21 protein-coding genes are annotated in these 18,788 nt (G+C 71.3%); 11 read left to right on the top strand and 10 right to left on the bottom strand.

What is annotated here, in order from left to right; genetic code table 11:
- Positions 1–3: 3 nt before the first annotated feature.
- The gene (locus BM127_RS01830) at positions 4–351 is read right to left on the bottom strand and encodes a YchJ family protein (protein ID WP_198554501.1); all 348 of its coding nucleotides are present in this window, start codon (positions 349–351) and stop codon (positions 4–6) included.
- A 95-nt stretch (positions 352–446) separates the two neighbouring features.
- Here BM127_RS01830 and BM127_RS01825 point away from each other — a divergent pair, with 95 nt between their 5' ends.
- Both BM127_RS01825 and BM127_RS01820 read left to right on the top strand, forming a co-directional pair.
- Entirely contained in the window at positions 447–1,037 is a 591-nt protein-coding gene (locus BM127_RS01825; protein ID WP_269212848.1) for a hypothetical protein, read from the top strand.
- A gap of 18 nt (positions 1,038–1,055) precedes the next feature.
- Positions 1,056–1,592, top strand: coding sequence for a mycothiol transferase (locus BM127_RS01820; protein ID WP_091193522.1), 537 nt, complete (start codon positions 1,056–1,058; stop codon positions 1,590–1,592).
- Between the two features lie 8 nt (positions 1,593–1,600).
- Here the strand turns inward: BM127_RS01820 and BM127_RS01815 are convergent, their stop codons facing one another.
- The gene (locus BM127_RS01815) at positions 1,601–1,984 is read right to left on the bottom strand and encodes a VOC family protein (RefSeq protein ID WP_091193520.1); all 384 of its coding nucleotides are present in this window, start codon (positions 1,982–1,984) and stop codon (positions 1,601–1,603) included.
- 93 nt (positions 1,985–2,077) lie between these two features.
- On the opposite strand from BM127_RS01815, the gene BM127_RS01810 reads away from it, so the two are divergent.
- Together BM127_RS01810 and BM127_RS01805 are read left to right on the top strand one after the other, a co-directional pair.
- A complete protein-coding gene (locus BM127_RS01810) occupies positions 2,078–2,719 on the top strand; it encodes a response regulator (RefSeq protein WP_091193518.1) in 642 nt (213 codons plus the stop codon).
- A gap of 122 nt (positions 2,720–2,841) precedes the next feature.
- Positions 2,842–3,435, top strand: a complete 594-nt coding sequence (locus BM127_RS01805) for a DoxX family membrane protein (protein WP_157829648.1) — start codon at positions 2,842–2,844, stop codon at positions 3,433–3,435.
- Between the two features lie 71 nt (positions 3,436–3,506).
- Here BM127_RS01805 and BM127_RS01800 read toward each other — a convergent pair whose 3' ends face one another.
- On the bottom strand, positions 3,507–5,075 hold the full coding sequence (locus BM127_RS01800; RefSeq protein ID WP_175507303.1) for a GAF domain-containing sensor histidine kinase: 1,569 nt from the start codon (positions 5,073–5,075) through the stop codon (positions 3,507–3,509).
- Positions 5,076–5,091: 16 nt separating this feature from the next.
- Positions 5,092–5,532 carry a pyridoxamine 5'-phosphate oxidase family protein gene (locus tag BM127_RS22075; protein ID WP_175507302.1) on the bottom strand — a complete coding sequence of 147 codons (441 nt, stop codon included), beginning with the start codon at positions 5,530–5,532 and terminating at the stop codon, positions 5,092–5,094.
- A 153-nt stretch (positions 5,533–5,685) separates the two neighbouring features.
- Between BM127_RS22075 and BM127_RS01795 the strand changes: the two genes are divergently transcribed.
- From BM127_RS01795 to BM127_RS01785, 3 genes are read left to right on the top strand one after another with little or no spacing between them, the layout of a single operon-like run.
- Positions 5,686–7,074, top strand: coding sequence for a magnesium chelatase ATPase subunit I (locus BM127_RS01795; RefSeq protein WP_091193510.1), 1,389 nt, complete (start codon positions 5,686–5,688; stop codon positions 7,072–7,074).
- Entirely contained in the window at positions 7,067–7,588 is a 522-nt protein-coding gene (locus BM127_RS01790) for a GNAT family N-acetyltransferase (RefSeq protein ID WP_091193508.1), read from the top strand. The genes BM127_RS01795 and BM127_RS01790 overlap by 8 nt, the downstream gene beginning before the upstream one ends.
- On the top strand, positions 7,585–9,588 hold the full coding sequence (locus BM127_RS01785) for a vWA domain-containing protein (RefSeq protein ID WP_091193506.1): 2,004 nt from the start codon (positions 7,585–7,587) through the stop codon (positions 9,586–9,588). Before BM127_RS01790 ends, BM127_RS01785 begins: the two co-directional genes overlap by 4 nt.
- 324 nt (positions 9,589–9,912) lie before the next feature.
- Here BM127_RS01785 and BM127_RS01780 read toward each other — a convergent pair whose 3' ends face one another.
- Both BM127_RS01780 and BM127_RS01775 read right to left on the bottom strand, forming a co-directional pair.
- A complete protein-coding gene (locus BM127_RS01780) occupies positions 9,913–10,317 on the bottom strand; it encodes a nuclear transport factor 2 family protein (protein WP_091193503.1) in 405 nt (134 codons plus the stop codon).
- A 2-nt stretch (positions 10,318–10,319) separates the two neighbouring features.
- Positions 10,320–11,666 (bottom strand): ABC1 kinase family protein, encoded by a 1,347-nt coding sequence (locus BM127_RS01775; protein ID WP_091193501.1) that lies wholly within the window; start codon positions 11,664–11,666, stop codon positions 10,320–10,322.
- Positions 11,667–11,774: 108 nt separating this feature from the next.
- On the opposite strand from BM127_RS01775, the gene BM127_RS01770 reads away from it, so the two are divergent.
- Positions 11,775–13,235, top strand: coding sequence for a S8 family serine peptidase (locus tag BM127_RS01770; RefSeq protein ID WP_231263123.1), 1,461 nt, complete (start codon positions 11,775–11,777; stop codon positions 13,233–13,235).
- Positions 13,236–13,344: 109 nt separating this feature from the next.
- Here BM127_RS01770 and BM127_RS01765 read toward each other — a convergent pair whose 3' ends face one another.
- A complete protein-coding gene (locus BM127_RS01765; RefSeq protein WP_091193499.1) occupies positions 13,345–14,082 on the bottom strand; it encodes a CDP-alcohol phosphatidyltransferase family protein in 738 nt (245 codons plus the stop codon).
- 97 nt (positions 14,083–14,179) lie between these two features.
- Between BM127_RS01765 and BM127_RS01760 the strand changes: the two genes are divergently transcribed.
- The gene (locus BM127_RS01760) at positions 14,180–14,746 is read left to right on the top strand and encodes a hypothetical protein (protein WP_091193497.1); all 567 of its coding nucleotides are present in this window, start codon (positions 14,180–14,182) and stop codon (positions 14,744–14,746) included.
- Here BM127_RS01760 and BM127_RS01755 read toward each other — a convergent pair.
- The gene (locus BM127_RS01755; protein ID WP_091193494.1) at positions 14,739–15,080 is read right to left on the bottom strand and encodes a YciI family protein; all 342 of its coding nucleotides are present in this window, start codon (positions 15,078–15,080) and stop codon (positions 14,739–14,741) included. The genes BM127_RS01760 and BM127_RS01755 overlap by 8 nt on opposite strands.
- Positions 15,081–15,155: 75 nt before the next feature.
- The gene (locus BM127_RS01750) at positions 15,156–16,385 is read right to left on the bottom strand and encodes an MFS transporter (protein WP_157829647.1); all 1,230 of its coding nucleotides are present in this window, start codon (positions 16,383–16,385) and stop codon (positions 15,156–15,158) included.
- A gap of 70 nt (positions 16,386–16,455) precedes the next feature.
- On the opposite strand from BM127_RS01750, the gene BM127_RS01745 reads away from it, so the two are divergent.
- Positions 16,456–17,103, top strand: a complete 648-nt coding sequence (locus BM127_RS01745) for a FadR/GntR family transcriptional regulator (RefSeq protein WP_198554466.1) — start codon at positions 16,456–16,458, stop codon at positions 17,101–17,103.
- 2 nt (positions 17,104–17,105) lie between these two features.
- Here the strand turns inward: BM127_RS01745 and msrA are convergent, their stop codons facing one another.
- The gene (gene msrA / locus BM127_RS01740; RefSeq protein ID WP_091193487.1) at positions 17,106–17,756 is read right to left on the bottom strand and encodes a peptide-methionine (S)-S-oxide reductase MsrA; all 651 of its coding nucleotides are present in this window, start codon (positions 17,754–17,756) and stop codon (positions 17,106–17,108) included.
- A 244-nt stretch (positions 17,757–18,000) separates the two neighbouring features.
- Between msrA and BM127_RS01735 the strand changes: the two genes are divergently transcribed.
- Positions 18,001–18,723, top strand: coding sequence for a hypothetical protein (locus BM127_RS01735; RefSeq protein WP_091193484.1), 723 nt, complete (start codon positions 18,001–18,003; stop codon positions 18,721–18,723).
- Positions 18,724–18,788: the final 65 nt, after the last annotated feature.

The following is an 18,788-nucleotide window of genomic DNA, read 5'->3' as shown; positions in this document are numbered from 1 at the left end:
ACATCAGGACACGTCGCCGTCGACGTACACCCAGCGCCCCGCCCGCTGCTCGAACCTGCTGACCTCGTGCATCCGGCCGCTCTCGGAGGTGGCCACGAACTCCACTGTGTCGCCCTCGGCGCGCAGGATCTCCAGGCCCGTCCACCGGGTGGTCGGGTCGAGGGCGATGTCGTCGGGCCGCGTGCGCGGGTGCCAGGTGCGGTACAGGTGGTCCGCGTCGCCGGTGACGTGGGCGGTGTAGCGCGAGCGCATCAGCTGCTCCGGTGAGCCCGCCTGCGCGGTGTGGGCCAGCAGCGGCCCGCAGCAGGCGTCGTACGTCGCTCCGGTGCCGCAGGGGCACGTCTTCTGCAGGGGGTACACGGTGCTCATCGTAGGACCGGAACAAAGGGCTTGGCTCGTGGGTTGTAAGGGTGTAATCATGTAAGCAACACACAAGGAGAACGCTCATGATGACCCGAGATGACAACGAAGAGGGACGGGGACGTGGCCGAGGAGAAGGCCGAGGAGAAGGACGGGGGCGTGGCGGACGCCGCGGCGGCTGGCAGGTCGCCGACCTCCCCGCCGCCGCCGATGCTGCCGACTGGTTCCGCGGGCGACTGCCCGAGGGGTGGTTCAGCGAGATCGAGGTCCGCACGGACCGCGAGGAGATCACCGTGCTCGGCACGCTGGGTGACGTGGTGGAGGGCTCCGAGGCGGAGGGCCGGATCGGCCGGTTCCGCGCCGAGACCAAGGCCGAGCGCATCGAGATCGCTCTCGAGGCCCAGGCCCGCTACCAGCGCACCGTGTCGTGGGGGGTGCGGCTCGGGGGCACCGAGGCGCTCTTCACGCACGTGGCCGCCCCGGTGATGACCCGGCTGCGGCAGCCCGAGCGGCAGGTGCTCGACACCCTCGTCGACGCCGGCGTCGCGCGGTCGCGCTCCGACGCCTTGGCGTGGTCGGTCCGGTTGGTCGGCGAGCACGCCGACGAGTGGCTCGGCTACCTGCGTGAGGCGATGGCCGAGGTCGACAAGCTGCGTGGCGAGGGGCCGGCGCTCTGAGGCGCTAGCGTCGCTCCCATGACGATCGAGCGCGCCGACCCGGCGTACAGCAACGACGAGGTCGGGATGCTGCGCAGCTTCCTCGACCGCTACCGCGCCACGATCCGGTTGCAGGCCTCCGGCCTGACCGACGCCCAGCTCGACCAGACCCTCCCGCCGAGCGACCTCACGCTCGGTGGGATGGTCAAGCACCTCGCCTTCGTGGAGGACTACTGGTTCTCCTACCACCTGCGCGCCGAGGAGCCGGCCCCGCCGTGGGACACCGCCCCCTGGGACGACGACCCCGACTGGGACTGGCACAGCGCCGCCGGTGCCTCACATGCCGAGCTCGACGCGCTGCTCGCGGCGGCGATCGCGCGCTCCGACGCGTGCCTCGACGCGGCCCTGGCCGACGGCCCGGAGCTCGACCGCCCCGTCGCGCGTCCGCGCGACCCCGGCAAGGGCGCGACGGCCACCGTGCGGTGGGTGCTGGTCCACATGGTCGAGGAGTACTGCCGCCACGCCGGTCACGCCGACCTGATCCGCCAGTCGATCGACGGCGCGACGGACGTCTGAGCCGCGGCTCAGGTGTTCTCGTGCAGGCAGAGCACGTTGCCCGCCGGATCCTTGAACCACGCGGCCTTCTCCGAACCGAGCACGCAGACGTGGTCGACGGTGCGGAGGTCCGGCAGGTCGTAGTCCTCGAAGACGACGCCGCGCTCCCGGAGCGCGCTGATCTCCGCGGTGATGTCGTCGACCTCGAAGCTCACGGCCGTGCTCGGCGAGGGAGTGGCGTCGGGGCGGGGCAGCAGGACGAGCGTCGAGCCGCCGTCCAGCGCGTAGACCGCGCTGCCCTCGTCGTTGGTGCCGGTGTAGTCGAGTCCCAGTGACTCGGAGTAGAACGTGCGGGCGCTGTCGACGTCGGTGACCGGCAGCATCATCGCGACCGCGCGGTGGGTGAGGGACATCCGTCCAGTCTGCTCCCGATCCGGAGGTTCGGCGCCGGTGATCTGGACCGGTGATCTGGACCGGTGGGCGGGCCGGTCTGGTGGAATGTCCCCATGGCCCCTCCGATCCGCGTCTACCTCCTCGACGACCACGACGTCGTACGCGAGGGGCTCAGGTTCCTGCTCGAGCAGCAGGACGACATCGAGGTGGTCGGTGAGTCCGCCAGCGCCGTCGAGGCCACCGCCCGGATCCCCGCCCTGCGGCCCGACGTCGCGGTGCTCGACGCCCGCCTGCCCGACGGGTCGGGCATCGAGGTGTGCCGCTCGGTGCGGGCGGTCGATCCGTCGATCAACGCCCTCATCCTGACGTCGTACGACGACGACGAGGCGCTGTTCGCCGCGATCATGGCCGGTGCCGCGGGCTACGTCCTCAAGGAGATCCGCAGCTCCGACCTGGTCACCGCCGTGCGCCACGTGGCGGCCGGCAAGTCGCTCATCGACCCGGCGATGACCGCCACCGTGCTCGAGCGGATCCGCAACGGCCCGGGTACGCCGGACGAGCTGGCCTCGCTCACCGACCAGGAGCGCATCCTGCTCGGCCACATCGCCGAGGGCCTGACCAACCGGCAGATCGCCGAGCAGATGTTCCTCGCCGAGAAGACGGTCAAGAACTACGTCTCCAGCATCCTCGCCAAGCTCGGCCTCGAGCGGCGTACGCAGGCGGCCGTGCTGGCCTCCAAGCTGCTCGGCAGCTGACGCCGGCCCAGGGGGTGGGGACTTAGGTCCCCCCGCGTGGTGACCGCCGACCCTGATGGGCGCGGCGCATCCACGCGACTCTGGTGGTGACCCAGAAACCACCACCGAAGGAGGGGATGACGATGAGCGTCATCCATCGTCACCAGCACGAGGCAGACCCCACGGGCTCGCCCGTCACCGACCACAACGACCGAGGCCCCTGGTTCGACCGGGCCCTGGCCACCCTGCGGATCGCCTTCGGAGTCACCTTCCTCTGGGCCTTCCTCGACAAGCTGCTCGCGCTGGGGTTCCACACCGGCTACGACCAGGAAGGCACCCTGGACCGCTTCGGTCCTGCCGCCTGGATCAACGGTGGCAGCCCGACCGAGGGCTTCCTCGCCTTCGGGGTCCCGGAGGACAACCCCTTCAAGAGCTTCTTCAACGGCATGGCCGACTCGGTGTTCGTCGAGTGGCTGTTCATGCTCGGCCTGCTCGGCATCGGCATCTCGCTGCTGCTCGGGGTGGCCATGCGGTTCGGCACCGCGGCTGGCGCACTGATGTACGCGTTCATGTACGCCGCGTCGCTCCCGCTGGAGAACAACCCTGTCGTCGACGACCACCTCGTCGGCGTGATCGTGATGGCGGTCCTCGCCCTTGGCGCGGCCGGCACCACGTGGGGGCTGGGTCACTGGTGGAACCGCATCGGCGTGGTGGAGCAACACCCCGTCCTGCGGTGACCAGCAGGCCCCGGAGGCCCGACGCCCTCACCGGCGTCGGGCCTTCCTGCCTGTCCGACGCACGTGCCCGGTCAGACCAGCGGGACCCGCCACACCAGCAGCGTGCCGCGTGCGCCGACGGGCGTGACCTCGAGGGTCCCGCCCAGGTCGGCGGCGCGGCGCCGTGCGTTGCGCAGCCCGCTCTCGGTGACCTCGCCCGGCAGGCCCACCCCGTCGTCGGCCACCCGCAGCTCGAGCAGGTCTCCGGACGCGACGACATCGACCTCGGCACCGTCGGCCAGCGCATGGCGGGCGACGTTGGAGATCGCCTCGCGGAGCACTGCCAGCAGCTGTGAGCCCAGGGCCGGCGGCACCACGGTGTCGACCGGCCCGGTGGTGCGCACGACCGGGCTGAAGCCCAGCACCGGGACGTACTCCTTGACCAGGCTGCGGACCGCCGCGCGCAACGAGTCGCCGCGGCGGTCCTGCAGCTCGAAGATCGTGCCGCGGATGGCCTTGATGGTGTCGTCGAGGTCGGCCACCGACTTGTCGAGGCGCTCGGTCACGGCACCGGCCCCGGACATCGCTGCGACGCCCTGCAGCTGGAGGCCGGTGGCGAAGAGCCGCTGGATGACGATGTCGTGGAGGTCGCGGGCGATGCGTTCGCGATCGGAGATGACGGCGAGCTCCTGCCGGTCGGCGAGCGCCTGGGTGCGGTCGAGCGACAGCGCGACCTGGTCGGCGAACCCGGCGAAGAGGTCGCGGTCCTGGACGTCGAGGAGGCCGGAGTCGGGGTGGGCGACGGCGACGAGCGCGGTGACCGGCGCGAGGTGCGAGCGCAGCGGCACCACCACGAGCGGTACGCCGTCGACGGAGGTGGTGACGACCGGGGAGCCGGCGCTCTCGAGGTCGGGAGCCGACCGCGCGCGGGCGAGCAGCTCGCGGATCCACTCCTCGTCGGCATCGGGAGCCACGCTCACCGTGTCGTGCTCGGGACCGAGGGAGGACCACAGCGTGACCGCCCGGGACCGGGAGACCTGCCGGGCGGTGGAGACGATGTGGTGCAGTGCCGTCGGCAGGTCGACCGGTGGCTGCAGCAGCTCGGCGAGCTCGGCCGACGCCTCCAACCACTGGCGGCGGCGCTCGCTCAGCGCGAACGAGCGGGCGTTGCTGATGACGTAGCCCGCCGTGCGGGCGAGCTCCTCGACGAGGCCCTCGTCGGCCTGGGTGAAGGGGCCACCGCCGGCCTTCTCGGTGAGGTAGAGGTTGCCGAAGACGGTGCCGCGGATCCGCACGGGCATGCCGAGGAACGACTTCATCGGCGGGTGGTTCGGGGGGAAGCCCACGGAGGACGGGTGGGCGGAGAGGTCGGCGATCCGCAGGCCGGAGGGATCGTCGATGATGACGCCGAGGATGCCGCGACCGCGGGGCAGGTCGCCGATCAGGGCACGGGCGCGCTCGTCGATCCCCGTCGTGACGAACTCGACGAGCTCGCCGTCGCTCCCGATCACGCCGAGCGCGCCGTAGCGGGCGTCCGTCAGTGCGGTCGCCGCCTCGACGATCCGCGTCAGGACGCTGGCCAGGTCGAGGTCGCTGGAGATCGCAGTGACCGCCTCCAGGAGGAGGCGGGCGTCGGCGCCGAGGTCGGGGGTGTGGGTCACGGGCCCCAGTGTGCCGTCACGCGAGGCGTCGCACCGGCAGGTGCTCCCACGGATCCCATCCGCTGCCCAGCTGGCGTCCGCTGACCTCGGTCCACGGGATGCGTACGACGAGGTGGCGCTGGCCCGCGGCCCACGGGTGCGGCTGCCAGGAGCGGGAGATCTCGGCGAGCTCCTCGTGGTCGTCGACGAAGGACGCGCGACCTCGCACCACGACGCTCCAGCCCCGCTTGAGCTCGTAGTCGAACTGGTCGACCTCGAAGCACAGCTGGGCGTCGCGACCGTAGGTCCCGAGCAGGCTGTAGGCCGTGGTGCGGACCAGCACGGAGTCGTGGTCGACGGCGTAGTTGACCGGGACGATGTGCGGTCCGGTGGGGGTGCCGAGAGCGACCCGGCCCGCGATGCCCGCGCCGAGGAGGCGCGCGCACTCCTCGCGGGAGAGGTCGACGGTGGTGTGCATGGAGGCCTCCTGGTGCTGGACCTCCAGCGTCTCCCGGCCACGGCGTCGGGGGGAGGGTCAAAGGTCCCGAGGGGTCCGGCGACAGGCCCACGGACCGGACCGCCGGGACTTCGAGCGCACTCCACGTTGACGCACCGGTCTAGCGTGGAAGGCGTGACCCAGCACCCCACCGCCAGCACCCTCGGCCAGCTCCGCGACAGCGGCCACGAGCTCAAGACCCTGCGCCAGGAGATCCGCGACAACCTGCTGGCCAGGCTGCGCGCGGGCGAGGACCCGTGGCCGGGCCTCCACGGCTTCTCCGAGACGGTCGTCCCGCAGGTCGAGCGCGCGCTGCTCGCCGGTCACGACATCGTCCTGCTCGGTGAGCGCGGGCAGGGCAAGACCCGTCTGCTGCGCTCGCTCGTGGGGCTGCTCGACGAGTGGACCCCGGTCATCTCCGGCTCCGAGCTCGGCGAGCACCCCTACGAGCCGATCACGGTCGGCTCGCAGCAGGCGGCAGCGACGTACGGCGACGACCTGCGCATCTCGTGGCGCCACCGCGACGAGAGGTACGCCGAGAAGCTCGCGACGCCCGACACGTCGGTCGCCGACCTGATCGGCGACGTCGACCCGATGAAGGTGGCGGAGGGCCGTCACCTCGGCGACCCGGAGACCATCCACTTCGGGCTGATCCCGCGCAGCCACCGCGGCATCGTCGCGATCAACGAGCTGCCCGACCTCGCCGAGCGGATCCAGGTCGCGATGCTCAACGTGATGGAGGAGCGCGACATCCAGATCCGCGGCTACATCCTGCGGCTGCCGCTCGACGTCCTGGTGGTGGCCAGCGCCAACCCGGAGGACTACACCAACCGCGGCCGCATCATCACCCCGCTCAAGGACCGGTTCGGCGCGGAGATCCGCACCCACTACCCCCGGGAGGTGGCCGAGGAGATCGCGGTCATGGAGCAGGAGGCCGACCTCGTCGCCGCGGTCCCGGCGTACCTGCTCGAGGTGCTCGCGCGCTTCACCCGCAACCTGCGGGAGTCGCAGGCCGTCGACCAGCGCTCGGGGGTCAGTGCGCGCTTCGCGATCGCCGGCGCCGAGACGATCGCCGCCGCGGCGCTGCACCGCGCGACCACCCAGGGCGAGGACGAGGCCGTGGCCAGGGTAGTCGACCTGGAGACCGCCGTCGACGTGCTGGGCGGCAAGATCGAGTTCGAGACCGGCGAGGAGGGTCGCGAGACCGAGGTGCTCACCCACCTGCTCCGCACCGCCGTCGCCGAGACCGTCCGCGCCCACCTCGCCGGCATCGACCTGCGCCTGCTCGTGGACGCGATCGAGGGCGGGGCGATGGTCAGCACCGGTGCGCGCGTCGGCGCCCGGGACTTCCTCGCCGGCCTGCCGGTGCTGGGCGAGTCCGACCTCTACGACGAGGTGTGCGACCGGCTCGGTGCGACCAACGACGGCGAGCGCGCCGCCGCGCTCGAGCTGGCGCTGGAGGGGCTCTACCTCGCGCGCAAGATCGGCAAGGACTCCGAGGCCGGGGAGACCGTCTATGGGTGACACTCGTCCACTCGCCACCGGCACCCTCCGGCGCGGCACCGTGGAGGACATCGCGTCCTTCGTCGAGCTCGGCCGCGCCGTCGTGCCACCGACCTACGGCCCGATCGACGCGGCGTACGCCCAGCGGATGCTCGACGAGTGGTGGACGCCAGAGGTCTTCGCCACCTCCCTGGAGCGCAACGTTCACGTCGTCGCCGAGCGCGACGGTCAGGTGGTCGCGCTGGCCAACCTGGGCCGGCTGACCCGGTCCTACCGCGACTTCCCCGACGTCACGGGGGAGCGCGAGGTGATGTGGAAGCTCTACGTCCACCCCGACCACCAGGGCCTGGGCCTCGGGAGCCGGCTGCTCGCCGAGATCGAGACGCTGGTCGAGGGCGACGAGCTGTGGCTCGAGGTCGTCGACGGCAACGACCGGGCGGTCGGGTTCTACGAGGCCCACGGCTTCGCGGAGGTCGAGCGGTCGGCGGATCCCCACTGGCCGGACGACCTGTGGTTCAGGAAGGCGCTGCGATGAGCCGCTTCAAGCGGTACGACGGCGGCGACCCGCTGGCGCCGCCGGTCGACCTCGCCGAGGCACTCGACGCGATCGGCCAGGACGTGATGGCCGGCTACAGCCCCGAGCACGCGATGCGGGAGTTCCTCCGGCGTGGCAGCCCCGACCAGGCCGGGCTCGACGAGCTGGCCCGCAAGGTCGCCGAGCGCCGGCGCGAGATCCTCCAGCGCAACAACCTCGACGGCACCATGCGCGAGGTCCGCGAGCTGCTGGACAAGGCCGTGCGCGCGGAGCGGGGACAGCTGGCGCGCGACATCACGATGGACGACGGCGACCGCGACTTCCGGGAGATGATGCTCGACAACCTCTCTCCGTCGACGGCCGCTGCGGTGAGTGAGCTGGCGTCCTACGACTGGCAGTCGAGCGAGGCGCGCGAGGCCTATGACGAGATCAAGGACCTGCTGGGCCGCGAGCTGCTCGACCAGCGCTTCGCCGGGATGAAGCAGGCGCTCGAGGGCGCCACCGAGGAGGACCGCCAGGCCGTCGCGGAGATGCTCTCCGACCTCAACGACCTGCTCGAGAAGCATGCGTCGGGTGCGGACACCGACGAGGACTTCCGTGACTTCATGGACAAGCACGGCGACTTCTTCCCGGAGAACCCGCAGGACATGGACGAGCTGCTCGACTCGCTCGCGCAGCGCGCCGCAGCTGCCCAGCGGATGATGAACTCGATGACCGAGGAGCAGCGCCAGGAGCTGATGGAGCTGTCGCAGCAGGCCTTCGGGTCTCCGCAGCTGACCGAGCAGCTGGCCCGGATGGACGCCAACCTCCGGGCCCTGCGGCCGGGTGAGGACTGGTCGGGGTCGGAGAGCTTCGAGGGCGGGCCGGGGACAGGGATGGGCCTCGGCGACGGCACCGGCGCGCTGCAGGACCTCGCCCAGCTCGACGCGCTGGCCGACCAGCTCGCCCAGTCCCACCACGGGGCGCGGCTCGACGATGTCGACCTCGACGCCCTCGCCGGCCAGCTCGGGTCCGAGGCGGCGGTCGCCGCGAAGACCCTCCAGGACCTCGAGCGTGCCCTGCGCGACAGCGGCTACCTCAAGCGTGGCTCGGACGGCGAGCTGCGGCTCTCCCCGAAGGCGATGCGCCAGCTCGGCAAGGCGTTGCTGCGCGACGTGGCGGACCGGATGAGCGGTCGCTCCGGCGCCCGCGAGACGCGTACGACCGGCCCGGCCGGCGAGCCGTCCGGCGCCACCCGGCGGTGGGAGTTCGGTGACACCGAGCCGTGGGACGTGCCGCGGACGATCACCAACGCCGTCCTGCGTCAGGGCGGCGCCGCCCCGGTGCGCCTGCAGATCGACGACATCGAGGTCCTCGAGACAGAGGCCCGCACCCAGGCAGCGGTCGCGCTGCTCGTCGACACGTCGTTCTCGATGGCGATGGACGGTCGGTGGGTGCCGATGAAGCGCACCGCGCTGGCGCTGCACCAGCTCATCCGTTCACGCTTCCGCGGCGACGACCTCCAGCTGATCGCCTTCGGCCGGCACGCGCAGGTGATGGAGATCGAGGAGCTCACCGGTCTCGACGCGCGCTGGGACAAGGGCACCAACCTCCACCACGGGCTGCTGCTCGCCAACCGGTTCTTCCGCAAGCACCCCAATGCCCAGCCGGTCCTGCTGATCGTCACCGACGGCGAGCCGACCGCCCACCTCGAGCCCGACGGCGAGGTGTGGTTCTCCTACCCGCCGCACCCGCTGACCATCGCCCACTCGGTGCGCGAGCTCGACGCGGCCGCGCGCCTCGGCGCCCAGGTGACGTTCTTTCGGCTCGGCGAGGACCCCGGCCTGGCACGCTTCATCGACTCGATGGCGCGACGGGTCGACGGCCGCATGGTCAGCCCCGAGCTCGACGACCTCGGCGCCGCGGTCGTGGGGTCGTACCTCGGCTCGCGCGCGCCCGGAGCGTCGTACCGCGAGCAGTTCGGCGACTGGGCCGGTGGCGGGCGCGGGTTCTGGGTCTAGCCTGCCTCGAGCTCGTGTCGCCCGAGGTGGTTTTCGCCAACTCACGAGTTGGCGCGCCAACCGGTGAGTTGGCGACGTGGGGGTGGTCCGGGCGCTCTCCTGGCAACCCGACTCGCCAACTGGTGAGTTGGCGAGCGGCCCTCCGCCACCTTCGGCGCCGCGCCCGCGAGGGTGGCGGCGGACGACATGGGATCGGCCGGTGGGGCTGTGGTGTGCCGCCACCTTCGGCGCCGCGCCCGGGAGGGTGGCGGCGGACGACATCGGATGGGCAGGTCGGGATGTCGTGTGCCGCCACCTTCGGCGTACGCCGTAGCCGCACCGAGGTCAGTCTCCCGCCGCCTCCAGCATCCGCAGGAGCTCGGCTCCCATGTGCTCGATCACGGCCTGGAGCGCCTTGGCCGGGCGGACCATCACGGTGAAGTCGACGATCTGGCCGTCCGCGTCCCACGTGATCATGTCGATCCCGGAGACGTCGAGGCCGCCGACCTCGCTGCGGAACTGCAGGACCGCCGAGTCCTCGCCGAGCCACTCGCGCTCGTAGGTGAGCGCCGGGCCGAGCACGGTGAAGGCGGCGGTCAGGTAGCCCACGACGGTGTCGCGGCCCACCTGCGGCGTGTGCACGGCCGGGCTGCGGAAGACCGCGTCCTCGGCGATCAGCGCGGGCAGCCCGGCGGGGTCGTGGCGATCGACGACGGCGTGCCAGCGGGCCAGGGCGACGGCGGAGTCCATGCTCATTCCCTCGCGAACCCGGGCAGCGACTCCTCCAGGATCGCGCGGAACGGCGCTGTCGCGCCGAGCTGGCTGAGCAGCCCGATGCCGCCGAGCCAGGTGCGGTGGATGAGGAGGTAGGACGTCGGCAGGTTGAGGCGCGTGGCGAGGGTGAACGTCTCGGCCCGCGGGTCGTTGATCCGCTCGAACTGCTCGCGCATCCACTCGCGGCTGAACGTGAAGCGGTCCTCGGCGGCCGGCTCGACGAAGGGCGCGAGGTAGGCCAGGACCATCGCCGGGTCGACCTCGATCCGGTCCTTGATGAAGCCCTCCTGGCGCAGGACGGCGACCAGCGACTCCGGGTCCTCGTCGAGCGCGATGCGCATCAGGCGGCCCATGTTCTCGGGGAACGCGCCGCCCTGCAGCCGGGCGACCGCGCCGAAGTCGAGCACGCCGAGCCGGCCGAGCCCGCCGTCGGGCGCGGGCAGGATCCGGAAGTTCCCGGGGTGCGGGTCAGCGTGCAGCATGCCGGTGCGGCGCGGACCCTCGAAGAGGAAGCGTACGAAGAGCTCGCCGTAGTGGTCGCGCTCCTCCTGCGTGCCCTCGCGGATGATGTGGGCCAGCGAGTGCGCGGAGTCGAGCCACTCGGTGACGATCACCTCGCCGCCGACGGCGACCACGTCAGGGATGACGATGTCGGAGTGGTCGGCGAAGGCCTCGGCGTACGCCGCCTGGGCCTCGCCCTCGAGCGTGTAGTCGAGCTCGTCGGCGGCACGTGCCTGCAGCTCGGCGACGAGGGGCTTGATGTCGATACCGGGGAAGACCGGGGCCACGCCGCGCGCCACGCGGGCGATCTGCTTGAGGTCGCCCATCAGGGCCTCACCGGCACCGGGGTACTGGACCTTCACGGCCACGTCGTGCTCGGTGCCGTCCTCGTCGCGCCACCGGCCGCGGTGGACCTGGCCGATGGAGGCGGCCGCCGTGGGCGCGCCGTCGAGCCAGACCAGCCGCTGGCGCCAGTCGGCACCGAGGTGGGCGGTGAGCTGCTGGCGGACCGTCGACGTCGGCATCGGGGGAGCGGAGTCCTGCAGCGCGGTGAGGTGCTCGCGGTAGGGCGCGGCCAGCTCCTCCGGCAGCGCCGACTCCAGGACGCTCAGCGCCTGGCCGAACTTCATCGCCCCACCCTTGAGCTCACCCAGCGTGCGGAAGAGCTGCTCGGCGGTGCGCTGCTGGACATCGGACAACACGGACTCGGCGGGCTTGCCGCCGAGCCGCTTGCCCAGGCCCATGGCCTGGCGTCCGGCGTACCCCAACGGGAGCGCCGCGAGGCGTGCCGTGCGGGCCGCGGCCTTGCGGGGCAACTCGGTCATGTGGCCATTGTCCCCTCCGCACCAACCCGGCCGTGAAATGCCGCGTGACCTGGCGCACATCGCCTCGTTGTCCTGGCAACGACTCGACTCCAACCTCGGGAGGACCACGTGCGAATCAAGCCCCTGCTCGCCGCCACGGCCAGCATCCTGGCCGCCTCGGCGACCTTCACCTCCGGCGGCACCGCCTCGGCCGCCGACCAGAGTGCTCCGGCCAACGTCTCGACCTTCCTCGCCGGCCAGCTCGGCAGCCTCACCGGGAAGACCTCGGTGATGGTCCACGGCACCTCGATCACGGCGGCCCGTCAGGCCGTGACGGCCGCAGGCATGGCGAAGAAGGGCGAGTTCAGCGCCATCGGCGTGGTCATCGCCAACGCCACCAAGGCCCAGATCCAGGCAGTCCGCAGCGCACCCGGAGTGACGTACGTCGAGGGCGGCGCGCAGCCGATCGAGTTCTTCCAGGAGACCTCCAACACCGCGACCCGCGGCGCAGAGGCGGCCGCCACCCTCACCGGCGCCGACGGCGCGAAGCTCACCGGGAAGGGGGTCAGCGTCGCCGTCATCGACTCCGGCGTCGACCCGACCCACCCCTACTTCAAGGAGGCCGACGGCTCGAGCGCGGTCGTCGCCAACCTCGAGGCGCTGTGCGAGCCGCTGACCGAGACCTGTTCGGTCCAGCGGCTCCCCGCCTTCGTCGACACCGACACCCTCTCCGTGGGCGGTCACGGCACCCACGTCAGCGGCATCGTCGCGGGTCGTCCCACCACACTGACCGACGGCGGCACGCTGCAGGGTGCCGCACCCGGCGCCAAGCTCGTCTCGATCTCGACCGGTGCCGGCATCGTGATCCTCGGCGCCGACTCCGCGCTCAACTGGGTGCTCGAGAACCACGCCGCTCCCTGCGGAGCCGGCGTACCTGCCTCCACCTGCCCGCCCATCAAGGTCACCAACAACTCCTACGGCCCCACCGGCGGCGGCGAGTTCGACCCCGAGTCGGCCACCGTCAAGCTGCAGCGTGCGCTCGCAACCGAGGGCGTGGTGACCGTCTGGGCCGCCGGCAACGACGGCGGCGACGGCTCGACGAGCCTGACCAACCCGCCCGGCCAGGACCCCACCGGCGGCATCCTGTCGGTCGCGTCCTACTACGACCAGGACACCGGCACCCGCGCCGGCGTCGTCTCGGAGTACAGCTCGCGCGGCCTGGGCTCGGACGCCTCCACCTGGCCGGACATCTCCGCCCCGGGAGAGAACATCACCTCGTCGTGCCGGCTCTACCTCGCGATCTGCTCGACGGGTCTCGACTTCCGCAACGGGCCGGGCGCGCTCGACATCGGCACCTTCAACACCATCAGCGGCACGTCGATGGCGGCCCCGCACATCGCGGGCATCGTCGCGCAGCTGTTCCAGGCCAGGCCGTCCGCGACGCCCGCCGACATCGAGCGGGCGCTGAAGGTCTCGGCGCACAAGTACACCGACGGGGCGGCCTACACGGCCGGACCGCTCGGCACCACGTCGTACGACAAGGGCTACGGCCTCGTCGACGTTGTGGCCGCAGTCGCAGCGCTGGGGTGACGGACTGACCCAAGGCTGAGCAAGACCCTCCAGGGGGGGAGCCACCGCGCAACAGGGGCACGGTGGCAGCGGGCGGGAGTCTCGGACTCCCGCCCGCCCTCTGATCTCGCTAGTCGGCCGCAGCCGCTGCGGCGGTGCTGCGGGAGCGACGGGCCGTCAGGTAGAGGCTGAGCGCGACGTAGTAGACGACGTAGGCCACCGAGATGGTCAGCCAGACGGGGCTCGGGTCGGGGAGCTGCACGAGCAGCACCGCATAGCTGGCCAGCCAGAGGCAGGTCAGGGCGAGTGTCGGCACCTGCAGCGTCGTCGTGCGCGAGGGGTAGACGTAGCCGATCGGCACGAAGACCAGCACGGCGCACACGAGCAGCACGGCCGCGACGGTGGCCGGCTGCAGGTCGAGGACGACGACGTAGAAGGCCGCGATGTTCCAGTAGCTCGGGAAGCCGAGGAACAGGTGGTCGTCGGTCTTCGCGTCGACCCGGCAGAACTGGTAGGCCGAGGCAAGCAGCGGGACGACCGCCAGCACCGTGGCCGACGTCCCCTCACCGAGGTAGCCCGCGCTCCACAGCAGCACCATGGGCATGAAGGCATAGGTGATGTAGTCGACGATGTTGTCGAGCAGCGCCCCGTCGAACCACGGCACGTGCCGCTTGACCTGGACCCAGCGGGCGAGCATCCCGTCCGTGCCGTCGACGACCATCGCGGCCAGGAACAGCCACAGTCCCCGGACGGTGTCGCCCTCCATCACCGCGATGACGGTGAGGAACGCCAGCACGACCCCGGAGGCGGTGTAGGCGTGCACCAGCCATGAGGCAACGGTCAGGGGGGCCTGGCGGGCGGGGGCCACGCGTCTCCTCGGTCATGGGGGATCCTGCGGAACCGGATCATCTCAGACGAAGCAACCAAACAGGGTGCCGTCGCGTCCTTGGGACATGAAGGAAACCATGCGCACCACCCTGAGCGGCGCCACACTCGCGCTCGCTGCCCTCGTCCTGTCCCCGCTCGCCCCGGCCCACGCCGACGGCATCGGCGTCCTGGACCCGCAGGACCTCGGCCACGGCGTCGACCTGAGGTCGGTCACCGTCGACCACCGCAGCAAGAACGTCGTGGTGACCACGACCCACACCGATCTGGTGGAGTCGTTCCGCAGCGGCTCGTCGGGCTCGGTGTTCCTCGACACCGACCCGACCGACCCCGGCCCGGAGTACGTGTTCGCCGGCGGCTACTTCGTCGGCACCGACTACGCCCTGCTCACCACGGACGGGTTCGCGACGAAGAAGTGGGGCGAGCCGGTCGAGGGGTCCTACCGCATGAGGATCGACTACGACGCCGACCAGGTGCGGATGCGGATGTCGCGCGAGGTGCTGGGCTCGCCGGAGCAGGTCCGGGTCGCGGTCCGGGTCGCCGGCACCAGGCCCGACGGCAGGAACACCCGCACCGACTGGCTCGGCGACCCGCGCAGCCTCACCGCCTGGGTGCCGGCGCCGGTCGAACAGGGCAGGGCTACTTGACGACGCGGACCTCCTGCGGCCACCCGCAACCCTCGGCGACCTTGGCGGCCCACTCCCGGGCCTCCTCGAGGGTCTCGACCTCGATGATCGTGATCCCGCCGAGGTGTTCCGTGGTCTCGGTGTAGGGCCCGTCGGTGACCACCATGGTCCCGCTGGTGTCGTCGGCGCTGAACGCCTGCGACATGTCCTCCACGAGGCCGCCGGCGAACACCAGGACTCCGGACGCCTCCATCTCGGCGACGACGGCGGTGGACGGTTCGACCCTGGTGAGGTACCACTCCTCGGGGTGGTCCCCGACCCACTGCTGGTGGAAGTAGATGGCGTACTTGGTCATGTCACTCCTCCGTGGGGCCGCCCCGTGCGGCTCGTCATCAAGGGTGACGTACGAACCGGTCCCGGATCGACAGGCTCAGGCCGCGTACGTGTCGGCGACGGCGTCCTCGACGAAGCATGGCCGGCACGCGTACCAGCCGGCAAGGAGGCCGGGAAGCGCAGTCGCGCCCAGGAGGACGAGCGGCGTCGTCCACGAGCCCGTCGCCTCGCGCACCAGCCCGAGACCGATCGGCCCGAAGCAGGCCAGCCCGTAGCCGACGCCCTGGACGAAGCCCGACACCGCCGAGGCGGACTGCGGGGTCCGGGTGCGGTGGTTGATGAGCGTCATGCAGAGCGGGAACGTGCTGACCCCGACGCCGAGCGCGCACATCCAGAGCACGGTGCCGTCCAGCGGTGCGAGGGCCAGTCCTGCATAGCCGACGACGAGCAGGACCGAGCAGGCGACGACGACCACGAACGGGTTGCGCAAGCGGGTGGCGAGCTGGGGGACGACCAGGGCTGCGAGCACTCCCCAGGCCGAGTACAACCCGAGCATGGCGCCGCCCCGCGCGGCGCTGGCGCCGGCGTCGGTGAGCACGGCCGGGACCCAGGTGATGATGCTGTAGTTCGACACCGACACCATCGCGAACAGCCCGATCAGGCCCCAGGCGGTCGACGAGCGACCGATCTGCCGCTGGGTGACGGGCGCCGCGGCGGCGGGCGCGTGGTGGTCAGCGGGCAGCGCGATCGCGAGCGTCAGCCAGACGACGGCCGCTACGGCGGCGGGTGCTGCCCAGATGCCCACCGACAGGCGCCAGCTCGTCGCCCCGGCCACCGGCACGGCCAGCAGGGGAGCGACGAACTGGCCCGTCTGGAGCAGGAGCAGGTAGCCGGAGGTCCACAGGGCGATGCGATCGGCGAACCAGGCCTTGATCAGGGGCACGATCACGACGTTGGCCGCGCCGATGCCGGCCAACGCCACGACGGTCGAGGCGACCAGTGCGAGAGGAGTCGGGGAGAGCGCTCGCAGGACCAGGGCGAGCGCGGTGAGGGCCAGCGCCGCCGCGGCGGTGCGCTCGAGCCCGTACCTCCGGGTGATCACCGGGGCGAGGAAGCCGAAGACGCCGAACGTCGCCGCCGGCACGGTGCCCAGCAGGCCGGCCAGGGCGAGCCCGAAGCCCAGGTCCGCCCCGATCGTCTCGAGCAGGGGAGACAACCCCGTCACCGCCGTGCGCAGGTTGAGCGCCGTCAGTGCGGTGGCGAGTCCGGCCCACAGGGTCAGGCGAGCGCGGTTCACTGGGGCGTGCGGCGGCAGCAGGGTGGTCACGCTCGACTCCACGACGGATCAATGATGGGATCATGGGATGAATTCGAGCCAGTCTGGCACACGCCGACCGGTGCGGCGAGTGGGACTGATCGACCAGGTCGCCGCACGTTTCCAGGAGGAGATCGCCTCCGGCCGCTGGCCGGTCGGCGAGCGCATTCCGGTCGAGGCGGATCTCGTCGACGCGTTCGGGGTGGGCCGCAACACGGTCCGCGAGGCGCTCCAGTCGCTCGTGCACGCGGGCCTGCTCAGCCGGGAGCAGGGCCGCGGCACCTTCGTCATCTCGAGCTCCGAGCTCAACGGCACGCTCGTGCGCGAGCTGGCGGGCGGCAGCCGCCACCACTACCTGGAGCTGCGCCTCGCTCTCGACAGCACCGCAGCGTCCCTGGCGGCCCTCCGGCGTACCGACTCCGACGTCGAGCGGCTCCGCACGCTGCGCGACGAGCGCGAGTCGAGCTGGGCCACGGGCGATCCCGACCTCAGGGCCGGTGCCGACCTCGCACTGCACCTCGCCGTCGTCGCGGCGACGCACAACCCGCTCTACCTGCAGCTCTACGCAAGCATGACCGACGTCTTCGCCGAGCACATGCGCGACGACGAGTCAGGCGACGCGGAGGTTGCGCACCGTCACCACCACGACCTGGTCGAAGCCATCGCAGCCGGAGACGCGGACCGCGCGTCAGGTCTCGTCCGGGAGATCTTCCAGCCCTTCATGGGCTGACCTCACGCAGTCGCGGGGAACTTCACGCCGGTGTTGGCGTGGCACCGGTAGCCGAAAGGGTTCTTGGCGAGGTACTGCTGGTGGGCGTCCTCGGCATAGAAGTACGGCGTCTCGCTCGACGGCCGGATCTCGGTGGTGATCTCGCCGAGGCCGCGGCGCGCCAGCTCGTCGCCGTACGCCTTGGTCAGCTCGCGCGCGGTCTGCTCCTGCTCGGGCGTCGTCCAGTAGATCGCCGAGCGGTACTGCGTGCCGACGTCGTTGCCCTGGCGCATCCCCTGGGTCGGGTCGTGGATCTCGAAGAACTTCTTGATCAGGTCGGCGTAGGACACGACCGCGGGGTCGAAGACGATACGGATCGCCTCGGTGTGGCCGGTGCGGCCGCTGCAGACCTCGTCGTAGGTGGGGTTGGGCGTGCTGCCGCCGGCGTAGCCGACGGACGTGGACCACACGCCGGGGATCTGCCAGTAGATCTCCTCGGCGCCCCAGAAGCAGCCGAGGCCGAGGATCGCGACCTCGTGGCCGGCCGGCGCGTCGGGGGTGATGACCGGCGCGTCGAGGACGACGTGGTCGCCGAGGCTCCACGTGGATTCCGAGCGGCCGGGGAGGGCCTGGTCGGGTGTGGGGAGGGTGGTGGGCTTGCCGAATCCGAACATGGCCCCATTCTCCCCGGTCGGACAAGTGCCCGGGAACGTCGCTCGGCCGGCCCATCCGTGAAATTACGTGGACTAGACGTCGTGCTGTCACCGATGCGCCCGGTCTGCGGCGGGAGGAACGTGTCCGAGTGCCCCAGGAGGCCGGGGCACATCCGTCGAAAGGAAACGCATCATGTCGTCACGTCGATCGGTTCGGCAGCTCCTCGTTGCCGTGCTTCTGGGGGTTCTCGTCGGTGGAGGCCTGATGGCCGTCACCCCCGCCGGTGCCGAGGTCAGCAACGCGGTGGCCACGAGCTGGAAGAAGATCTGGAAGAAGAACCTCAAGCCGCTGGCGGACAAGCGCTACTACACCAAGGCGCAGAGCGACGCGAAGTACCAGCCCAAGGGGTCGTACGAGCCGGCTGGCTCGGGCTACACGAAGGCGGAGACCTACTCGAAGGCCGAGGCTGACGCGAAGTACGCCGCCGCCGGGTCGGGGTACTCGAAGGCCGAGAGCGACGGGCGCTACGCGCGCAGCACGTCGTTGGTGCGAGGTAGCTACATGATCCTGAACGTTGCGACCGCGGCGAACCAGTTCGACGGCACTGACATCAGCTTCGGCACGACGTTCGCATCGGCACCGGAGGTCCACATCATTCCCGTCGGGGGTGTCCCGCCGGCTGGTTGCTCGGGCAGCGTCACCGCGCCTGACGCATCCCCGGGCCACCTGTGCGTCTTCGCCTCGTTGTCCTCCAACGCCGGCACTGTCTTCAGCTGCAAGGCGTCGACGTCCTCATGCTTCGGAACGGCTTCCGACCCGTGGGGGGCCACCCTCTTCACGACCTCGAACGCCGCGGGTTCCATGCAGGCATTCGGAACCTGGGCTGCGCGCCCCACCGCTGTGGTCGCCACCGCACCGGGACGAGTCAGCCCCGGCTCCGGTTCGACCGGTTCGGACGAGCCCCTGGGTACAGGCGCAACGAGGTGACGTGACCTGGGGTCGATCAAACGAACGGCCGCCACCCCGTGGGTGTGGCGGCCGTTCTGCTGGGT

Source organism: Nocardioides alpinus (genome assembly GCF_900112035.1).
GTDB classification, from domain to species: domain Bacteria; phylum Actinomycetota; class Actinomycetes; order Propionibacteriales; family Nocardioidaceae; genus Nocardioides; species Nocardioides alpinus.
Note: the sequence above shows the minus strand (reverse complement) of the source record. Positions and strands in the feature narration are given on the sequence as shown.